The sequence below is a fragment of the Streptomyces sp. NPDC093252 genome (genome assembly GCF_040683675.1).
Lineage (GTDB): Bacteria > Actinomycetota > Actinomycetes > Streptomycetales > Streptomycetaceae > Streptomyces.
In genome coordinates, this window is the sequence record NZ_JBFBEM010000004.1 from 608,066 (window position 1) to 626,274 (window position 18,209).

The 18,209-nt window shown below is 72.3% G+C and carries 13 protein-coding genes and 1 pseudogene; 5 read left to right on the forward strand and 9 right to left on the reverse strand.

Annotation, left to right across the window (positions count from 1 at the left end; all coding sequences use genetic code 11):
* Positions 1 to 12: 12 nt before the first annotated feature.
* Entirely contained in the window at positions 13 to 1,704 is a 1,692-nt protein-coding gene (locus AB0O01_RS11555) for an FAD-binding dehydrogenase (protein WP_365312383.1), read from the forward strand.
* A 24-nt stretch (positions 1,705 to 1,728) separates the two neighbouring features.
* Here the strand turns inward: AB0O01_RS11555 and AB0O01_RS11560 are convergent, their stop codons facing one another.
* Positions 1,729 to 2,079 carry a DUF488 family protein gene (locus AB0O01_RS11560; protein ID WP_365312385.1) on the reverse strand — a complete coding sequence of 117 codons (351 nt, stop codon included), beginning with the start codon at positions 2,077 to 2,079 and terminating at the stop codon, positions 1,729 to 1,731.
* 160 nt (positions 2,080 to 2,239) lie between these two features.
* Positions 2,240 to 3,214: a LysR family transcriptional regulator ArgP gene (locus tag AB0O01_RS11565; protein WP_365312387.1), complete on the reverse strand. Its 975-nt coding sequence runs from the start codon at positions 3,212 to 3,214 to the stop codon at positions 2,240 to 2,242.
* A 96-nt stretch (positions 3,215 to 3,310) separates the two neighbouring features.
* On the opposite strand from AB0O01_RS11565, the gene AB0O01_RS11570 reads away from it, so the two are divergent.
* Entirely contained in the window at positions 3,311 to 3,937 is a 627-nt protein-coding gene (locus tag AB0O01_RS11570) for a LysE/ArgO family amino acid transporter (protein ID WP_365312389.1), read from the forward strand.
* A 104-nt stretch (positions 3,938 to 4,041) separates the two neighbouring features.
* Positions 4,042 to 5,337, forward strand: a complete 1,296-nt coding sequence (locus tag AB0O01_RS11575) for an MFS transporter (protein WP_365312391.1) — start codon at positions 4,042 to 4,044, stop codon at positions 5,335 to 5,337.
* Between the two features lie 153 nt (positions 5,338 to 5,490).
* Here AB0O01_RS11575 and AB0O01_RS11580 read toward each other — a convergent pair whose 3' ends face one another.
* Both AB0O01_RS11580 and AB0O01_RS11585 read right to left on the reverse strand, forming a co-directional pair.
* A complete protein-coding gene (locus tag AB0O01_RS11580) occupies positions 5,491 to 5,943 on the reverse strand; it encodes a cyclic nucleotide-binding domain-containing protein (protein WP_365312392.1) in 453 nt (150 codons plus the stop codon).
* Positions 5,944 to 6,218: 275 nt separating this feature from the next.
* Positions 6,219 to 7,631, reverse strand: coding sequence for an FAD-dependent oxidoreductase (locus AB0O01_RS11585; RefSeq protein WP_365312394.1), 1,413 nt, complete (start codon positions 7,629 to 7,631; stop codon positions 6,219 to 6,221).
* 373 nt (positions 7,632 to 8,004) lie between these two features.
* On the opposite strand from AB0O01_RS11585, the gene AB0O01_RS11590 reads away from it, so the two are divergent.
* Positions 8,005 to 8,616, forward strand: a complete 612-nt coding sequence (locus tag AB0O01_RS11590; protein ID WP_365312396.1) for a hypothetical protein — start codon at positions 8,005 to 8,007, stop codon at positions 8,614 to 8,616.
* A gap of 8 nt (positions 8,617 to 8,624) precedes the next feature.
* Positions 8,625 to 9,341, forward strand: coding sequence for a fibronectin type III domain-containing protein (locus tag AB0O01_RS11595; RefSeq protein ID WP_365312398.1), 717 nt, complete (start codon positions 8,625 to 8,627; stop codon positions 9,339 to 9,341).
* Between the two features lie 15 nt (positions 9,342 to 9,356).
* On the opposite strand, the gene AB0O01_RS11600 is transcribed toward AB0O01_RS11595, so the two are convergent.
* The 5 genes and pseudogenes from AB0O01_RS11600 to AB0O01_RS11620 all read right to left on the reverse strand — a co-directional run.
* The gene (locus AB0O01_RS11600; RefSeq protein ID WP_365312400.1) at positions 9,357 to 11,261 is read right to left on the reverse strand and encodes an AMP-dependent synthetase/ligase; all 1,905 of its coding nucleotides are present in this window, start codon (positions 11,259 to 11,261) and stop codon (positions 9,357 to 9,359) included.
* A gap of 155 nt (positions 11,262 to 11,416) precedes the next feature.
* Positions 11,417 to 13,870: a 1,4-alpha-glucan branching enzyme gene (glgB, locus tag AB0O01_RS11605; protein WP_365312475.1), complete on the reverse strand. Its 2,454-nt coding sequence runs from the start codon at positions 13,868 to 13,870 to the stop codon at positions 11,417 to 11,419.
* 76 nt (positions 13,871 to 13,946) lie between these two features.
* A complete protein-coding gene (locus AB0O01_RS11610) occupies positions 13,947 to 15,347 on the reverse strand; it encodes a maltokinase (protein ID WP_365312402.1) in 1,401 nt (466 codons plus the stop codon).
* A gap of 28 nt (positions 15,348 to 15,375) precedes the next feature.
* Positions 15,376 to 17,094 (reverse strand): maltose alpha-D-glucosyltransferase, encoded by a 1,719-nt coding sequence (gene treS, locus AB0O01_RS11615; protein ID WP_365312403.1) that lies wholly within the window; start codon positions 17,092 to 17,094, stop codon positions 15,376 to 15,378.
* A gap of 8 nt (positions 17,095 to 17,102) precedes the next feature.
* Positions 17,103 to 18,209: pseudogene (locus AB0O01_RS11620) on the reverse strand (alpha-1,4-glucan--maltose-1-phosphate maltosyltransferase); the annotation flags it as partial.

Genomic DNA, 18,209 nt, shown 5'->3' on the forward strand with positions numbered 1-18,209 from the left:
GGAACGCCACCCATGAACGCGGAGACCGCGGATGTCGCGGACGTCATCGTCGTCGGAGCGGGCCTCGCGGGCCTGGTCGCCGCGCACGAACTCACCAGCCGGGGCCGCCGGGTCGCCCTGCTCGACCAGGAGAACGCCGCCAACCTCGGCGGCCAGGCGTTCTGGTCCTTCGGGGGGCTCTTCCTGGTCGACTCGCCCGAGCAGCGCAGGCTGAAGATCAGGGACTCCTTCGACCTGGCCTGGACCGACTGGCAGGGCAGCGCGCAGTTCGACCGGCAGGACGACGAGGACTCCTGGGCGGTGCGCTGGGCCCGCGCCTACGTCGAGTTCGCGGCGGGCGAGAAGCGCTCCTGGCTCGACGGCCACGGCATCAAACTGCTGCCCACCGTCGGCTGGGCCGAGCGCGGCGACCTGCGCGCCGACGGCCACGGCAACTCCGTACCCCGCTTCCACATCGCCTGGGGCACCGGCACCGGAGTCGTCGAACCCTTCGTCGCGTACGCCCGGCAGGCCGCCGCCGACGGACTGCTCACCTTCCACCACCGCCACCGCGTCGACGCCCTGATCACCGAGAACGGCACCGCGCGCGGGGTGCGCGGCACCCTCCTCGCCCCGGACGACGCCCCGCGCGGGGTCCCCTCCGGCCGCGAGACGGCCGGCGAGTTCGCGTTCACCGCCCAGGCCGTCATCGTCACCTCCGGCGGCATCGGCGCCGACCACGACATCGTCCGCCGCCACTGGCCCGCCCGGCTCGGCACCCCGCCCGCCCGGATGATCACCGGTGTCCCCGCCTACGTCGACGGCCGGATGCTCGACATCAGCGCCGAGGCCGGAGTCCGCCTGGTCAACCGCGACCGAATGTGGCACTACACCGAGGGCGTCCGCAACTGGGACCCCATCTGGCCCGGCCACGGCATCCGCATCCTGCCCGGCCCCTCCTCGATGTGGTTCGACGCCCTCGGCCGCCGCCTCCCCGAGCCCTGCCTGCCCGGCTACGACACCCTCTCCACCCTGCGCCATCTGCGCACCACCGAGGACCTCGCCGCCCACGACCACTCCTGGTTCATCCTCACCCGGAAGATCATCGAGAAGGAGTTCGCCCTCTCCGGCTCCGAGCAGAACCCCGACATCACCGCCAAGGACCGGGGGGCCGTGCTGCGCGACCGGCTCCTCGGCAAGGGCGCGCCCGGCCCGGTCCAGGCGTTCCTGCGCAGCGGCGCCGACTTCGTCACCGCGCCCACCCTGGAGCAGTTGGCCGACCGGATGAACGGCCTCACGGACACACCGCTCCTGGACGCCGCCGTGCTGCGCCGCCAGATCGAGGCCCGCGACCGCCAGTTCGCCAACCCGTACAGCAAGGACGCCCAGGTGCAGGGCATCCGCAACGCCCGCCGCTACATCGGCGACCGTCTCGGCCGGGTCGCCACCCCGCACCGGCTGCTGGACCCGGGGGCCGGTCCGCTGGTCGGCGTCAAGCTGCACATCCTGACCCGCAAGACCCTCGGCGGCATCCAGACCGACCTGGACTCCCGCGCCCTCGGCGCCGACGGCACCCCCATCGAGGGGCTCTACGCGGCGGGCGAGGTCGCCGGGTTCGGCGGCGGCGGGGTGCACGGGTACAACGCGCTGGAGGGGACGTTCCTCGGCGGCTGTCTGTTCTCGGGGCGCGCGGCGGGGCGGGCGGCGGCGGGGCAGGTCGGCTGAGCGCGAGGGCGCCGGTGCGCCGCCCTACGCGCCGAGGAGCCGGAGCAGTACGGCCGTGTGGCTGTGCTCCGGCTCCTTCGCCGCCGTCAGCAGGGTCACCGGGCCCGCGTCCGCCCACGCCCGCAGCCCGGCCAGCGACTGTGCCGCTCCGGGCGCGGTCAGCTCGGCTTCGTAGCGGCGCCCGAACTCCTCGTAGGAGCCCGCCCCGGAGTGGTACCAGCGGCGCAGTTCGGCCGAGGGGGTGAGGGCCCTGGGCCACTCGTCCACCTTCGCCGCCTCCTTGGACAGGCCGCGCGGCCACAGCCGGTCGACTAGGACGCGCAGGCCGTCACCGGGTTCGGCGGCCTCGTAGACACGGCGGACACGGACACTCATGGAGGCCCCTTCGGTCATCAGGTCGGTGACCGGGTGGTCACCGGGTCGGTCGTCAGGTCGGTCACCGGGTCGGTCACCGGGCGGTCATGCAGGCCGATCGTCAGGTCGGTCGTGAGGCTGCTCGCCAGGCCGATCGCCGGGCCGATCGCCGGGTCGGTCGTCAGGGACGCAGGCTCTTCGCCGCGGCCTTCAGCACCGCCCCCGCGACCGCGGACAGCGCGGGGGAGTCCAGCTTCCACTGCTGCCAGTACAGCGGCATGTCGACCGGCCGTCCCGCCGCCGCCAGATGCTCCAGTTGCCCGGCCCGCACCAGCGGCTCCGCCTGCGCCTCCGGCACCAGCCCCCACCCCAGCCCGGCCAGGACACAGCCGAGGAACCCCTCACTCGCCGGCACGAAGTGACGCCGCGCGCTCGCCCCGCCGGGACCGCTCGCCCCGCCGGGACCGCTCGCCCCGCCGGGACCGCCCGCCCCGGCAGGACCACCGCCCAACTGCCGTACGAAGTCGTCCTGGAAGTCGTCGCGCCGGTCGAAGGCGATCACCGGGGCCTCGGCCAGCGCCTCCCGCAGCTCGCGCCCGCGCAGATACCGGACGACGAACTCCGGGGCGGCCACCGGGAGGTACCGCATCCGGCCCAGCGGCCGGACCGAGCAGCCCGGCACCGCGTCCGGGGACGAGGTCACCGCCGCCATCACCACGCCCTCCCGCAGCAGGGCCGCCGTATGGTCCTCGTCCTCGCGGCGCAGCTCCAGCGCGGGCCCCGACTCCCGCGGCAGTTGGGTCAGCGCGTCCAGGAACCAGGTGGCCAGCGAGTCCGCGTTCACCGCGACCGACACCCGGGCCGGTGCGCCGTCCGCCGTCAGCCCCAGCTCGGCGAACGCGTCCCGCTCCAGCCGGGCCATCTGCCGGGCCATCCGCACCAGCACCTCACCGGACTCGGTGGGCCGCACCGGCTTGGTCCGCATCAGCAGCACCCGCCCGGTCCGCTGCTCCAGCGCCTTCACCCGCTGGCTGACCGCCGACGGCGTCACATGCAGCGCCAGCGCCGCCGCGTCGAAGGTGCCCTCGTCCACCACCGCGAGCAGCGTCCGCACCTGGTCCAGCGGCAGATCCGACAGCCCGGCGTCCCGCACCATCCGCGACCACCTCTCCTCCCCCTCCATTACTCGCGCTAAGGATACGTAAGAATCTTTAGCTGTACCTGAACTGATCGTCTCCGTAGCGTGCCCGGTATGACCCCCGCACTCGCCGCCGCCGCGGCCGGCTTCGGTACCGGCCTGTCCCTGATCGTCGCCATCGGCGCCCAGAACGCCTTCGTCCTGCGCCAGGGCGTCCGGCGGGACGCGGTTCTCGCGGTGGTCGGCATCTGCGCCCTGTCCGACGCCCTGCTCATCGCGCTCGGGGTCGCCGGGGTCGGCGCGGTCGTCGTGGCCTGGCCGCAGGCGCTCACCGTCGTCGCCTGGATCGGCGGCGCCTTCCTCCTCGGCTACGGGGCGCTCGCCGCCCGCCGGGTGCTCCGGCCCGCCGGGGACGCCCTGCGCACCGAGGACGGCGGAGCGGCGGCGGGCGGGTCACGCCGCCGGGCCGTCCTCACCTGTCTGGCCCTGACCTGGCTCAACCCCCATGTCTACCTCGACACGGTCTTCCTGCTCGGCTCGGTCGCCGCCGACCGGGGCCCGCAGCGCTGGGTCTTCGGTCTCGGCGCGGTCGTCGCCAGCCTGGTCTGGTTCGCCGCGCTCGGCTTCGGCGCCCGGCTGCTCGGCCGCTGGCTCACCCGGCCCGCCGCCTGGCGGATCCTGGACGGTTTCGTCGCCGCGACGATGATCACCCTGGGCGTGCTCCTGATCACCGGAGCGTGAGCCGCCCCACCGCAGAACGAGACGGCCCGCCGCGCCCCGCCGACGGCTGCGATAGTGACCCCTGGTTCGAACGATGTAACAGGCAACGAGCGACCGGGACGCGTGTGGACAGCAGCGAACGCAGTACGGAGGAACCGGCGGCCGACCCCGGTGAGGGGCAGCCGTCCCGACCCCGGCGCCGCTGGGCGATGGACACCCGCCCGCTGCGCCGCCCCGCCTTCCGCAGGCTCTGGGCGTCCACCATCGTCACGGCCGTCGGCAGCCAGCTCACCGCCGTCGCCGTACCCAAGCAGGTCTACGACCTCACCGGGTCCTCCGCCTGGGTCGGCTATGCCAGTATCGCGGGGCTGCTGCCCATGGTGGTGTTCGCGCTGTGGGGCGGTGCCATCGCCGACGCCGTCGACCGCCGCACCCTGCTCCTGGTCACCAACGCCGGGATAGCGGTCACGTCGGTGCTGTTCTGGGTCCAGGCGTTCGCCGGGCTGGACTCGGTCGCCGTGCTGATGGTGCTGCTCGCCGTCCAGCAGGCGTTCTTCGGGCTCAACGCGCCCGCCCGCAACGCCTCCATCGCCCGGCTGGTCCCCGAGCACGAGCTCGCCGCCGCCAACGCCCTGGGCTCGACGGTGATGCAGATCGGTCTGGTCGCCGGGCCCCTGATGGCCGGGGCGCTGATCCCGGTGATCGGGCTGGCCGAGCTGTATCTTCTCGACGCCGTCGCCCTGTGCGTCGCCGTCTGGGCCGTCGTGCGGCTGCCGTCGCTGCCCCCGCTGACCGGGGCCGCCAAGCGGCGCGCGGGCGTACGGGAGATCGCCGAGGGGTTCCGGTACATCGCCCTGCACAAGGTGCTGCTGCTGTCCTTCCTCGCCGATGTCATCGCCATGGTGCTGGGCATGCCCCGCGCCCTGTTCCCGCAACTCGCCGCCGAGACCTACGGCTCCTACGGCGAGGGACTCGCCCTGGGGCTGCTGTTCGCGGCGATCCCGGTCGGGGCGGTGGCCGGGGGGCTGTTCTCGGGCACGTTCTCCCGGGCCCGGCGGCACGGCTGGATGGTGATCGGGGCGGTGGTGGCGTGGGGGCTGGCCATCGCGGGGTTCGGGCTGAGCGCCAGTCTCTGGGTCGCCGTGGCGTTCCTGGTCGTCGCCGGGGTCGCCGACATGGTGTCCATGGTGTTCCGGGGCGCGATCCTGCTGTCGGCGGCGACCGACGAGATGCGCGGCCGGATGCAGGGCGTCTTCACGGTGGTCGTCGCGGGCGGCCCCCGCCTCGCCGACGTCCTGCACGGCACGGCGGGTTCCGCTTTCGGCCCCCGGACGGCGGTGGTGGGGGGCGGGCTGCTGGTGGTGGCGGCGATGCTGGCCCTGGCGGCAGCGGTACCGGCACTGCGGCGCTATCGCATCTGAAGGCGGGCACCCCGCACCGGCCGGGGAGGCCCTCCGGGCAGCACCACCGCCCCGTTCCGCCCTGTTCCGTCCCGCCCCTTTCCGGGAGTCACCCCTGCGGCGGCGTGGGCGGCTCCGGCCGGTGAAGGAGATCGCGTCCCCGTCCGGACCCGGTCAGTAGGTGCGCCGATGCAGCGCGTACGCCTCCATCAGGCGCCCCCGGGTCAGCTCCAGCCGGTGGGCGAGGATCTCGGCGACATTGCGGATCAGGGTCATCCCGAGTTCCGGGTCCTCCTCGCACAGCACCAGCACCGCCCCGGCCTCGAACTCGTACGCCCGGACCGGGCTGAAGGCCTCCGCGCCGAAGTCCCACCGGTACGGCGGGAAGAGCCAGGACCAGCCGAGCAGATCACCGGCGCCCAGACTGGCGACGGTCACCCGCTGGTGGGAGGTCACCTGCTGGGTGAGCGAGACGGCACCCGAGCGCAGCACCCAGAAGCGGTCGGCGTTGCCGCCCGCCTCGAAGATCCGGGTGTCCTCGGCGAAGGACACCTCGTGCGCGAGGTCCATCAGCCGGGTGCGCTGGGGCGGGGGGAGGGCGGTCAGCAGCTTCGTCGCTTTGGTCATGGCGCGGGGCTCCTCGCCGGGGCGATCGGTTCGGGTGCTTTCCCTATGCCCATTTCAGCCGCTCCCGGCGCCCGGGGCACCTCGACGCCCGTCGGCGGGCAGCAGAAAGCCCTGGCTGGACGGGGGAAGCCAGCCAGGGCAGTCCTTCGCGGCACAGGGGGGACGGTTCCGGTCGACCCCGAGACCACGTATGCGTGAACGATAAACCATCCCCCTGAGCTTCACGCAACGCGGGCACCCCCGAGGTGACCGGACTCACCCGGACTCACCCGGACTCATCCAGGCCCCCCGCCCTCCCCGGTGCCCCCGCCGTCCCCGGTGTCGACGGCGGCCTCCTCTCCCCGCTCCTCCACCCGCTCCCGTACCTGCTCCGGAGTGAGGTACGCGTGCACGTACTCGAAGTCGCTGAGCTTGGCCGGTTTGCGGCTCTGGAACCCGGTGCGCACGAAATCGTCGCCCGCGACCGCGTTGAGCATCCAGTTGGTCAGCACCCGGGTCTTGGCCACATTGGTGCGCAGCGCCGACCAGTGATAGCCCCGGGCCACCGTCTGCGCGGCGATGCCGTGCAGCTCCACGCCGAGCGGCTTGGACACCGCGTCCCGCCCCCCGAGATCCACCACCAGCCCCAGATCCCGGTGCCGGTACACCCGCTGCGGCTCACCGCGCAGGGCGGCGATCACATTGTCGGCGACCGTACGGCCCTGCCGCATGGCGTGCTGCGCGCTCGGCGGGCACACCGCGTCCCCGCCGTTGACCAGGTCCGGCACCGCCGCCGCGTCCCCGAGCGCGAACACCCCGTCGTGCCCCGGCAGATCCATCCCGGCGTTCACCGCGAGCCGGCCGCGCACGGTCTCCGCGTCCAGGGTCGCGATCAGCGGGCTGGCCACCACCCCGGCCGTCCAGATCAGGGTGCGGGTGGGCACCACCCGGCCGTCGGTGAAGACGACCTCCCGGGGACCGGCCTTCGCGATGGAGACCCCGAGCGAGATCTCCACCCCGCGCCGCCGCAGCATCTCCTGCGCGCTGCGGCCCAGCTTGTCGCCCAGCTCCGGCATCAGCCGCGGCGCGATGTCGATCAGATGCCACTTGATCAGCTTCGGGTCGAGCCGGGGGTAGCGCTTGACGGCGTTGCTGGTCAGCAACTGGAGACAGGCCGCCGTCTCGGTTCCCGCGTAACCGCCGCCCACCACCACGAACTGGAGCCGCGAGGCCCGCTCGTCGGGGTCCTGGCTGGCGTCGGCCAGATCGAGCTGGGCGATCACATGGTCGCGGATGTAGGCCGCCTCGGCGAGCGTCTTCATCCCGAAGGCGTTGTCCACCAGCCCCGGGATGTCGAAGGTGCGGGTGACACTGCCGGGGGCCAGCACGATGTAGTCGTACGACTCGTCCACGATCCGGTCGGTGATCGTACGGATCACACACACCTTGGAGCGCAGATCCACCCCGATGGCGCCGCCCGGGATGATGCGGGTCCGGTACTTGCTGGAGCGCCGCAGCGACACCGCGATCGACTGCGGGGTGAGCACCCCGGAGGCGACCTGGGGCAGCAGCGGCAGATAGAGCTGGTAGGAGAACGGGGTCACCAGGGTGAGGTCGGCCTCGTCGGGCCGGAGCCGGCGCTCCAGCCGGCGTACACAGCCGACACCGGCGAAGCCTGCGCCGACGACCAGGATCCTGGGTCGTGTCACGGTGTCCTTCCCTTCCGCGGGTACAGGGGGACTCCTTCTGTTGCTTCTTCCTGTTCTTCTTTCTTGCTTCTTGTCTTTCCTGCTCTTGTCTTCGGTGTCTTGTCTTTCGTGTCTTGTTTTTCGTGTTCTTGGTGTTCACCGACCAGCATGCACGTACAAGGGGCGTTGTGCGCCGGGCGCGGCGCAACTGAGGGGCGCGCGCGGGCCGCCCGCCGCCCGGGACGGGGGTGTGCGCACTGTCTTGACGGCGACTTGGTCCGGTCCTATGGTCCGATCACATGTTCACCCTTGGGGCTGTCGTTCACTGATCTGAACAGCCGCTCTCGGCGGCGCCGGTGTACGACGGCCACCCCCCACGCCTCAAGGAGACAGAATGCCCCCACGGACCCGGATGCTCGCGGTGGCCGCCGCGATCGGCGCGATCGGCGGCTCGTCCCTGCTGGTCGCGCCCCCGGCGGCGGCCGAGGTCGAACCCGGCGGCTGGACCTCGGTGTCACCCACCTTCACCGAACAGGAACGCGGCTGCGGCCAGATCGACGGCCTCACCTTCCGGCTCACCTGCTCCACCGCGAGTGGCGACCAGCGGGCTGAACGCCGCTACGCCACCTACACCGGCGGCACCCGTCAGTTCGAGGGCTACTTCCGCATCACGAGCCTCAGCGGAACCCGCATCAGCCTCAAGCAGACGTTCAACGAGTCCGCCGCCGGCCCCTTCTTCATGCTCGCCGCCGAACGCGGCGGCCGGCTCTACGCCGTGCACGGCGGCGCCACCCTCTCCAACGCCGGTACGGTCGGCGCCCAGGTCCGCGTCAACACCGTCCATGTCGTCGGCAGCCAGCACCGCACCTACATCAACGGCTCCCTCCAGCACACCTACGCCAGCCCCGGCGGCAGCTTCTACGACAAGTTCGGCGCCTACCGCACCAACAGCGGCAACGGCCCCGCCACCGTCGAGTGGAGCGGCATCCGCTTCTGGCGGAAGTAACCCCGCCCGTGCGCCCCACGACGATCGCCGCGGTGCCGGTGGCGCTGCTCCTCGCGCTGCCGGCCTGCACCGCGTCCCCCGGGCCCGCGACCGACGCCCGGGGGCCGCTGCGGGCCACCCTCACCACGCCCACCGACATCGACCTGAGCTGGCGCGACGACCGGCCCTCGGTCGCGGGCCATGTCCTGGAGTTCGCCACCGAACCCGGCGGCCCCTACACCGCCCTCGGCTATCTCTCCCCCCGGACGACCCGCTACCGCCACCCCGACCTCATGCCCCGCACCACCTTCCACTACCGGCTGGTCAGCTACCGGGGCCCCGCCTCCCGCCCGGTCACCGTCGACCTCCCCGACCGGGACACGGCGCAGGACGTCTCCGGGCAGGAGTGGCTCACCCCCCGCGACCGCCCGGACGCCGGAGCGGGCCATCAGCGCTCCCTGCGCGACGGCGAGGACGGCACGGCCCCCACCGCCCTCACCGGCACCCCCCGGGACGCCGGCGGCATCGCCTTCACCTGGACCGACAACTCCCGCGACGAGGACGGCTTCCTGCTGGAGATCCGCCGCACCCCCGACGCCGCCTTCGAACCCGTCGCCGTACTGGACCCGGACACCGACGCCACCGGACTCATCACCCTGCCCGGCGAGCAGCACGCCGACTACCGCGTCCGCGCCTTCGTCCTGGGCGAACGCTCGGACACCGTACGGCTGACGACGGGGGAGTGACCCGCGAAGGAAGTGTCAGCGGAACACGTTGTCCGTGTCGTCCCAGGCCAGCGGGTCCTCCCGGGACACCGTCCGCGGCGGGCGCGAGCGGGCCAGGTACATCGCCTCGATCTCCGCGGCGTAGTGCCGCACGATCGCGTCCCGGCGCAGCTTCATCGACGGGGTCAGCAGCCCGTCCTCCACCGCGAACGGCCGCGGCAGCACCCGGAACACCCGGATCGACTCCGCCCGCGACACCGCGCTGTTGGCCGCCGCCACCGCCCGGCCCACCTCCTCGCGCAGCGCGTTCTCCTCCCGGTCCTCCTGCCCCGGCCCGGCGCCCCGCCACAGCAGCGCGGAGCGCCAGTGCGCCAGGAAGTCCGGGTCCAGGGTGATCAGCGCGCCCACGCAGGGCCGTCCGTCGCCGACCACCACCGCCTGATGGATCAGCGGATGCACCCGCATCCGGTGCTCCAGCGCCGACGGCGACACACTCGTCCCACCGCTGGTGATGAGGACGTCCTTCTTGCGGCCGGTGATCGTCAGATAGCCGTCGGAGTCCAGCAGCCCCAGATCCCCGGTCGCCAGCCAGCCGCCGCGCAGCACCGCCCGGGTCGCCGCCTCGTCGTTGACATACCCGTGGAACACCGACGGGCCGCGCACCAGGATCTCCCCGTCCGCCGCCACCGCCAGCTCCACCCCCGGCAGCGCCCGGCCGACCGTGCCCGACTTCTCCCGGCCCAGCGGCTGCATGGTGACCCCGCCGCTGGTCTCGCTCAGCCCGTAGGCGTCGGCCAGATAGATCCCGATCCCCTCGTAGAACAGGGCGAGATCACGGTTGAGGGGACTGCCGCCCGAGCCGCCCCGCAGCACCCGCCCGCCGAGCGCCGCCCGCAGCCGCCGGTACACCGTCCGCTCGTACAAAGCGTGCTGGAGCCGCAGATCCAGCCCCGGACCCGACCCCCGGCCCAGCCGCTGCCGCTCGGCCGCCGCCGCGAACGCACGGGCCGTCTCCGCCGCCCGCTCGAACAGCGCGCCCCGCCCCGCCTCCTGGGCCACCCGCAGAAAACCCTTGTAGATCTTCTCCAGCACCGACGGCACCAGATACAGATAGGTCGGCCGGAACGACCGCAGCGCCGCGGACAGCGCCGCCTGGGTCAGCTCCGGCTCATGCCCCATCAGCACCCCGCCCCGGACACACAGACACTGCACCATCAGCCCGTAGACATGGGAGAACGGCAGGAACGCCAGCACCCGGGCCTGCTCACCGGGCAGCGCCCCCGAGGCGCCCCAGCCGTCGAGCAGCGCGTCGCAGGGGTGGGCCAGACCCCGGTGGCTGACCGCGCACCCCAGCGGACGGCCGCTGGTGCCCGAGGTGTAGGCGATGACGGCGGTGGAGTCCGGGTGCACGATCCGGCGCAGCGAGTCCACGGTGGTGACCGGTATCAGCGCGCCCCGCTCCACGATCTGCTCCAGCGCGCCCGCGTCCATCTGCCACACATGCCGCAGCCCCGGCAGCGCCGCGCACACCGAGCCGATCGTCATCACCCCGTGCTCGTCCTCCACCAGCACCGCCGAGCAGAGCGCGTCCCGCAGGATCCACTCGATCTGGTCGCGCGAGGACGCCGGATGGACCGGCACGATCTCGGCGCCCACCGACCACAGGGCATAGCAGAACACCGTCCACTCATAGCGGTTGCGGGACATCACCGCGACCCGCTGTCCCGGGGTGATCCCGCAGGCCACCAGCCCCTTCGCCAGCGCCAGCACCTGATCGCGCAGCTCCCCCGCCGTCACCTCCTCCCAGATCTGCACCGCCGGGTCGGGACGGCGGGCGAGGACCGGGAGGCCGGGGTGCCGGTCGGCGGCGAGGAAGACGCTGTCGGCGAGGCCGGCGGTGAGGGGCGGTCCGGCCGACGGAGCGAGGGCCCTGTCGCGCATGCGCTGCTCCAGAGGTGTACGGGGGGTGACGGCGCCGACGGGCTCGGTGAGCACCGGTGGTCGGAATCTAGCCGTTTCCCGACCGGAGCGTGAGTGGATGTCCCAACTGAGAGTCGGTTGTGATCTGCCCGTACCCGGCGGCCCCCGGGCGCCCCTCAGACCGGCCGCAGCCACACCGTCGCCAGCGGCGGAAGGGTCAGGGTGAGGCCACCCCCTTCCGTCGTCAGCGGCCCCGCGTTGACCACCGCGCCACCGCCGTATCGGGCGGCGTCGGTGTTGAGTGCCTCCGTCCACGCGGCCACGCCGTCCCGCACCGGCAGCCGGTAGCCGTGCCGCACCACCGGGGAGAAGTTGCTGACCGAGATCAGCGGGGTGCCGTCGGCCGCCCGGCGGACGAACGCGAAGACATTGTCCTCGGCCGCGTCCCCCAGCAGCCACTCGAACCCGGCCGGATCGGTGTCCCGCTCCCACAGCGACGGCGCCGACCGGTACACGGAGTTGAGATCCCGCACCAGATCCCGCACCCCCCGGTGATCGGCCTCGGCCCCGTACCCCCGCTCCAGCAGCCACCAGTCCGGGCCGGTGGCCTCCGACCACTCGGCGCCCTGGGCGAACTCCTGCCCCATGAAGAGGAGTTGCTTGCCCGGGTGGGCCCACATGAACGCCAGATAGGCCCGATGGCTGGCCCGCTGCTGCCACCAGTCGCCGGGCATCTTCGACACCAGCGACCGCTTGCCGTGCACCACCTCGTCGTGCGAGATCGGCAGGACGTAGTTCTCGCTGTACGCGTACACCATCGAGAACGTCATCTCGTGGTGGTGGTAGGTGCGGTGGACCGGCTCATGGGCCATGTACTGGAGCGAGTCGTGCATCCAGCCCATGTTCCACTTCAGCCCGAAGCCCAGCCCGCCGCTGTCCGTGGGCCGGGTGACCCCGTCCCAGGCCGTCGACTCCTCCGCGATGGTGACCACCCCGGGCACCCGCCGGTACACCGTCGCGTTCATCTCCTGGAGGAACGCCACCGCGTCCAGATCCTCCCGGCCGCCGAACACATTCGGCGTCCACTGACCCGAGTCCCGCGAGTAGTCCAGGTAGAGCATCGAGGCGACGGCGTCCACCCGCAGCCCGTCGAGATGGAACTCCTCGCACCAGTACACGGCGTTGGCCACCAGGAAGTTGCGCACCTCCACCCGGCCGAAGTCGAACTCCAGCGTCCCCCAGTCCGGGTGCTCCGCCCGCCGGGCGTCCCCCGGCTCGTACAGCGGCTCCCCGTCGAAGCGGGCCAGTGCCCAGTCGTCCTTGGGGAAGTGCGCCGGAACCCAGTCCAGGATCACCCCGATCCCGGCCCGGTGCAGCGCGTCGACCAGGAACTTGAAGTCGTCCGGTGTGCCCAGCCGCGAGGTCGGCGCGTAGCAGCCGGTGACCTGATAGCCCCAGGAGCCGCCGAAGGGATGCTCGGCGATCGGCATCAGCTCGACATGGGTGAACCCCAAGTCCCTTACATAAGCCGGGAGTTGCTCGGCCAGCTCGCGGTAGGTCAGCCCCGGGCGCCAGGACGGCAGATGCACCTCGTACACCGAGAACGGCGCCTCGTGCACCGGCAGGTCGTCCCGGTGGGCGAGCCAGTCCTCGTCGCCCCACGTGTAGTGCGAGGTGTGCACGATCGACGCCGTGTCCGGCGGCACCTCGCAGCGGCGGGCCATCGGGTCGGCCTTGAGGAACCGGTCCCCGGACCGCGCGGTGATCTCGAACTTGTAGCGCGCGCCCTCCCCGATGCCGGGCAGGAACAGCTCCCACACCCCGGACGCCCCCAGCGAGCGCATCGGATGGGCCGTGCCGTCCCAGAAGCAGAAGTCCCCGGCCACCCGCACACCCCGCGCGTGGGGCGCCCAGACGGTGAAGCGGGTGCCGGTGACGCCCTGGTGGGTCATCGGTTCCGCGCCGAGCGCCTTCCAGAGCTGCTCGTGCCGTCCCTCGCGGATCAGATGCAGATCCAGCTCCCCGAGCGCGGGCAGGAACCGGTACGGGTCATGGCACTCCCGCTCCTCCCCGTCGTACGCCACCACCAGCGTGTACGCCGGGGCCTGGGGCAGCGGCACGACCCCCGAGAACAGCCCCTCGCCCTCCGACGCCAGCGCGTACCGCCGCTCCCCGATCCGCACGCTCACCGCACGGGCGAACGGGCGCAGCGCCCGGAACACCACTCCGCCCGGCACCGGATGCGCGCCCAGCAGCGCGTGCGGGTCGTGATGCGCGCCGGACAGCAGCCGCTCCCGGTCCCCGGGGGAGAGCGCGGGGGCGGCGCGGACGGGGGTGGCGGGGGCCGGGACGGGGGTGGGGGCGGGGGCGGCGGCGGGGACCCCCGGGGAGGGCGCGGGCCCCGGGGGCTTCAGGGCCGCCGGAGATCCCGTGCCCGCCGGGGCCCCAGTGCCCGCAGTGGCCGCCGTGGATTCCCCGGCCGCCTTCGGGGCCTTCGCCGCCCCGCCTGCCTCGGGCGCTGCCTTGCCCGCCTTCGCTGCCTTGCCTGCCCGCGCCGCCTTGGGCGCCTTGGCCGGCTTCGCCGTCCCGGTCGCCGTCCCGGTCGGCTTGGGCGTCCCGGTCGTCGGCACGGCCTCCTTGCGCGTCCCGGTCGGATCGGCCGGGCCGGACGGCTCCGGCAGGGACGTGTCACGCAATGCCACGCTCTCAGTCTCCTCTCACGGCGAGCCGCTCGATGGCCGCCATCGGCACGGCCAGCCAGTCCGGGCGGTGCCGGGCCTCGTACAGCACTTCGTACACAGCACGGTCGGTCTCATAGGCACGCAGCAGCGCGTGCTGGTGACGAGGGTCCCAGCCGGACCCGGAGGCATACCCCGCGCAGAACGCCTCCCGGCAGCGGCGGGCCCACTCCGGTCGCCACGGACGGCGCTGACGGGCCGCGTAGTCGAACGACCGCAGCATGCCCGCGATGTCCCGGACGGGGGAGTGCGGGCTGCGCCGCTCGGCCAGCGGCCGGGACGGCTCACCCTCGAAGTCGATGACGAACCACTCCCGGCCCGCCCGCAGCACCTGCCCCAGATGCAGATCACCGTGGATCCGCTGGACGGGCGGCCCGGCGGCACCGCCGGCCAGCGCGGCGAACGCGGACCGCAGCCCCGGCACATGGGGCCGCAGCGCGGGCACACTGCGCGCGGCGGCGTCCAGCCGCTCGGCCATCGCCGCCGCCGTATGGCCGCCCTCGCCCGCCGCCGCGTCGGCCCCGTCCGCCGGGAAGGCCGCCGCCAGCGCCAGATGCACCTCCGCCATCGCCCGGCCCAGTTCCCCGGCCCGGCCGGCGAAGTCCTGCCCGCCCGCGAGCGCGTCCAGGGCGAGGGTCCAGCCGTCGGAGGCGTCCCGCAGATACGGCTGCACCACACCGAGGGTGGCCCCGAACGGCTGGACGGTACGGAACCACGCCGCCGGTGCCGGTACCCGGCGGCAGCCCTGCCGGGCCAGTGCGCCGGACACCTCCAGATCGGGGTTGACCCCCGGCTGGATCCGCCGGAACACCTTGAGGATGAACGCGTCCCCGTACACCACCGAGGTGTTGGACTGCTCGGCGTCCAGCAGCCGGGGCGGCAGCGCGGGCGGGATCCGCACCGCCGGGTCCGCCTCGAACCGCAGCGGACCGGCGGTGCCCGGCTGCCGCAGCCGCTCCTGCAGCAGATGCGCCGAACGCGGGTCCTGGAGGGCGTCGTACACCACGAGCCCGGCCAGCGGGCCGGTCCGGGTCCGGCCGATCAGGGCCCGGCCCAGCCGGGGCGAGAGCTGCTCCTGGACGCCGAGCAGCACCTGGTAGCAGTCGCCGGGCGGCGGGGTGCCGCCGGGCGAGGGCACCCCGGCGTGTCCGGCGCCGTGGCCGCCGCCCGCGTGACCGGCGTGCACCAGCAGATGCAGACAGCCCGGGAACAGCTCGGTCAGCGACAGCAGGCGCAGCTCGGTGACGGGCCGGTCCTTGCCCGCGAACCAGCGCTGGCGCGGCAGCCAGTCGCGCAGCAGCCCGTCGAGCGAGGCCATGGGCCCGGCGAGCCCGCTCGCCGTGGTGTGCGGAAAAGCGGTCTTCGCCATGGTGACGCGTCCTTTCGCCGGGGCACGCTCACACGCGACGGCCGATACCCGGTGCCACCCGGGTGAGCCGGAACCAGTAGAAGCCATGACCCCCCAGGGTGAGCAGATACGGCAGCTCACCGATGGCCGGGAAGCGCACCCCGCCGAAGAGTTCCACCGGATGGCGTCCGTCGAACTCCCGCAGATCCAGCTCGGTGGGCTGGGCGAACCGGGAGAAGTTGTGCACGCACAGCACCAGGTCGTCCTCGTACTCCCGCAGGAAGGCCAGGACGGCGGGGTTGGAGGAGGGGAGTTCGGTGTAGGTGCCGAGGCCGAAGGCGGGGTTCTGTTTGCGGATCTCGATCATCCGGCGGGTCCAGTGCAGCAGCGAGGAGGGCGACGACATGGACGCCTCGACGTTGGTGACCTGGTAGCCGTAGACCGGGTCCATGATCGTGGGGAGGAAGAGCCGGCCCGGGTCGGAGGGCGAGAATCCGGCGTTGCGGTCGGGGGTCCACTGCATGGGGGTGCGGACGGCGTCGCGGTCGCCGAGCCAGATGTTGTCGCCCATGCCGATCTCGTCCCCGTAGTAGAGGATCGGGGAGCCGGGGAGGGAGAGGAGGAGGGCGGTGAAGAGCTGGATCTGGTTGCGGTCGTTGTCGAGGAGGGGGGCGAGGCGGCGGCGGATGCCGATGTTCGCGCGCATACGCGGGTCCTTCGCGTATTCGGCGTACATGTAGTCGCGTTCCTCGTCGGTGACCATTTCCAGGGTCAGTTCGTCGTGGTTGCGCAGGAAGATGCCCCACTGGCAGTTCGAGGGGATCGCGGGGGTCTTGGCGAGGACTTCCGACACCGGGTAGCGGGATTCGCGGCGGACGGCCATGAAGATGCGGGGCATGACGGGGAAGTGGAACGCCATGTGGCATTCGTCGCCGCCCGCGCTGTAGTCGCCGAAGTAGTCGACCACGTCCTCCGGCCACTGATTGGCCTCGGCCAGCAGCACCGTGTCCGGGTACATGGCGTCGATCTCCCGGCGGACCCGCTTGAGGAAGGCGTGCGCGGCGGGGAGGTTCTCGCAGTTGGTGCCCTCCTCGGCGTAGAGATAGGGCACGGCGTCCAGCCGGAAGCCGTCGATCCCGAGGTCGAGCCAGAACTTCAGCGCGGCGAGGATCTCCTCCTGCACAGCCGGGTTCTCGTAGTTGAGGTCCGGTTGGTGGGAGAAGAAGCGGTGGAAGAAGTACTGCTTGCGGACCGGGTCATAGGTCCAGTTCGAGGTCTCGGTGTCGACGAAGATGATCCGGGCGTCGGCGTACTGCTTGTCGTCGTCGGCCCACATGTAGTAGTCGCCGTAGGGGCCTTTGGGGTCCTTTCGGGATTCCTGGAACCAGGGGTGCTGGTCGCTGGTGTGGTTCATGACGAAGTCGATGATGACGCGCATACCGCGCTGATGGGCGGCGTCCACGAATTCCACGAAGTCGGCGAGGTCACCGAATTCGGGGAGGACGGCGGTGTAGTCGGAGACGTCGTAGCCGCCGTCGCGCAGGGGGGAGGTGAAGAAGGGGGGCAGCCAGAGGCAGTCGATGCCGAGCCATTGCAGATAGTCGAGTCTGCTGGTGAGGCCCTTGAGGTCGCCGACACCGTCGCCGTTGCTGTCCTGGAAGGAGCGGACCAGGACCTCGTAGAACACGGCGCGTTTGAACCACTCCGGGTCCCGGTCCTGCGCGGGGGTGTCCCCGAAGGTGTCCGGGACGGGCTCATTGACAGTCATGGAGCTGCTCAGCCTCCGTTTCGCGCTGCTGCGGACACTGCGTCGGCCGGGTGCACGCGCAGTACATGGGCCGGGGTCCGGCCGGGCTCCAGGCGTACATAGTTGGCGGTGCCCCACGCATAGGTCTCGCCCGACAGCTCGTCGTGCACGGTCAGTGCCGTGGCGGCGGGCAGACCCAGGTGCTCCGGGTCCAGGAGGACGGTGGCCTCCTGGGTGCGGTGCGGGTCGAGATTGACCACGACGAGGATCCGGTCGTCGCCCGCGTGCTTGCTGTAGGCGAGGACGGACTCGTTGTCGGTGGGATGGAAGCGCAGATCACGGAGCTGTCGGAGGGCCGGGTGGCCGCGCCGGATCTCGTTGAGCCGGGTGATGAGGGGGGCGATGGTGCGGCCGTCGCGGTCGGCGGCGGCCCAGTCGCGGGGCTTGAGCTGGTATTTCTCCGAGTCGAGGTACTCCTCGCTGCCGTCCCTGAGGGGGGTGTTCTCGCAGAGTTCGTAGCCGGAGTAGATGCCCCAGGTGGGGGAGAGGGTGGCGGCGAGGACGGCGCGGGTCTCGAAGGCGGGGCGGTGGCCGTGCTGGAGGGAGGCGTGGAGGATGTCGGGGGTGTTGGCGAAGAAGTTGGGCCGCATGTAGGCGGCGGTGTCCCCGGTCAGTTCGGTGAGGTAGTCGGTGAGTTCCTGTTTGCCGGTGCGCCAGGTGAAGTAGGTGTAGGACTGCTGGAAGCCGCTCTGGGCGAGGGCGTGCATCATCGCGGGCCGGGTGAACGCCTCGGCGAGGAAGATGACATCGGGGTCGGTGGCGTTGATGTCCCCGATGACCCGCTCCCAGAAGACGACGGGTTTGGTGTGGGGATTGTCGACGCGGAAGATGCGGACCCCGGTGCTCATCCAGTGGCGCAGGACGCGGACGGTCTCGGTGACGAGTCCGTCGAGGTCGGCGTCGAAGGCGACGGGGTAGATGTCCTGGTACTTCTTGGGCGGGTTCTCGGCGTGGGCGATGGTGCCGTCGGGGCGGTGGTGGAACCACTCGGGGTGTTTCTCCACCCAGGGGTGGTCGGGGGAGCACTGGAGGGCGAAGTCGAGGGCGATCTCCATGCCGAGGCCGCGCGCGGTGTC

What these genes read in the sequence shown, in the direction of transcription:
- AB0O01_RS11610 (WP_365312402.1), bottom strand. Translation starts at nt 15,347, where the DNA reads ATGGCGAAGACCGCTTTTCCGCACACCACGGCGAGCGGGCTCGCCGGG.
- AB0O01_RS11590 (WP_365312396.1), top strand. Translation starts at nt 8,005, where the DNA reads ATGCCCCCACGGACCCGGATGCTCGCGGTGGCCGCCGCGATCGGCGCG.
- AB0O01_RS11560 (WP_365312385.1), bottom strand. Translation starts at nt 2,079, where the DNA reads ATGAGTGTCCGTGTCCGCCGTGTCTACGAGGCCGCCGAACCCGGTGAC.
- AB0O01_RS11555 (WP_365312383.1), top strand. Translation starts at nt 13, where the DNA reads ATGAACGCGGAGACCGCGGATGTCGCGGACGTCATCGTCGTCGGAGCG.
- AB0O01_RS11565 (WP_365312387.1), bottom strand. Translation starts at nt 3,214, where the DNA reads ATGGTGCGGGACGCCGGGCTGTCGGATCTGCCGCTGGACCAGGTGCGG.
- AB0O01_RS11570 (WP_365312389.1), top strand. Translation starts at nt 3,311, where the DNA reads ATGACCCCCGCACTCGCCGCCGCCGCGGCCGGCTTCGGTACCGGCCTG.
- AB0O01_RS11600 (WP_365312400.1), bottom strand. Translation starts at nt 11,261, where the DNA reads ATGCGCGACAGGGCCCTCGCTCCGTCGGCCGGACCGCCCCTCACCGCC.
- treS (WP_365312403.1), bottom strand. Translation starts at nt 17,094, where the DNA reads ATGACTGTCAATGAGCCCGTCCCGGACACCTTCGGGGACACCCCCGCG.
- AB0O01_RS11580 (WP_365312392.1), bottom strand. Translation starts at nt 5,943, where the DNA reads ATGACCAAAGCGACGAAGCTGCTGACCGCCCTCCCCCCGCCCCAGCGC.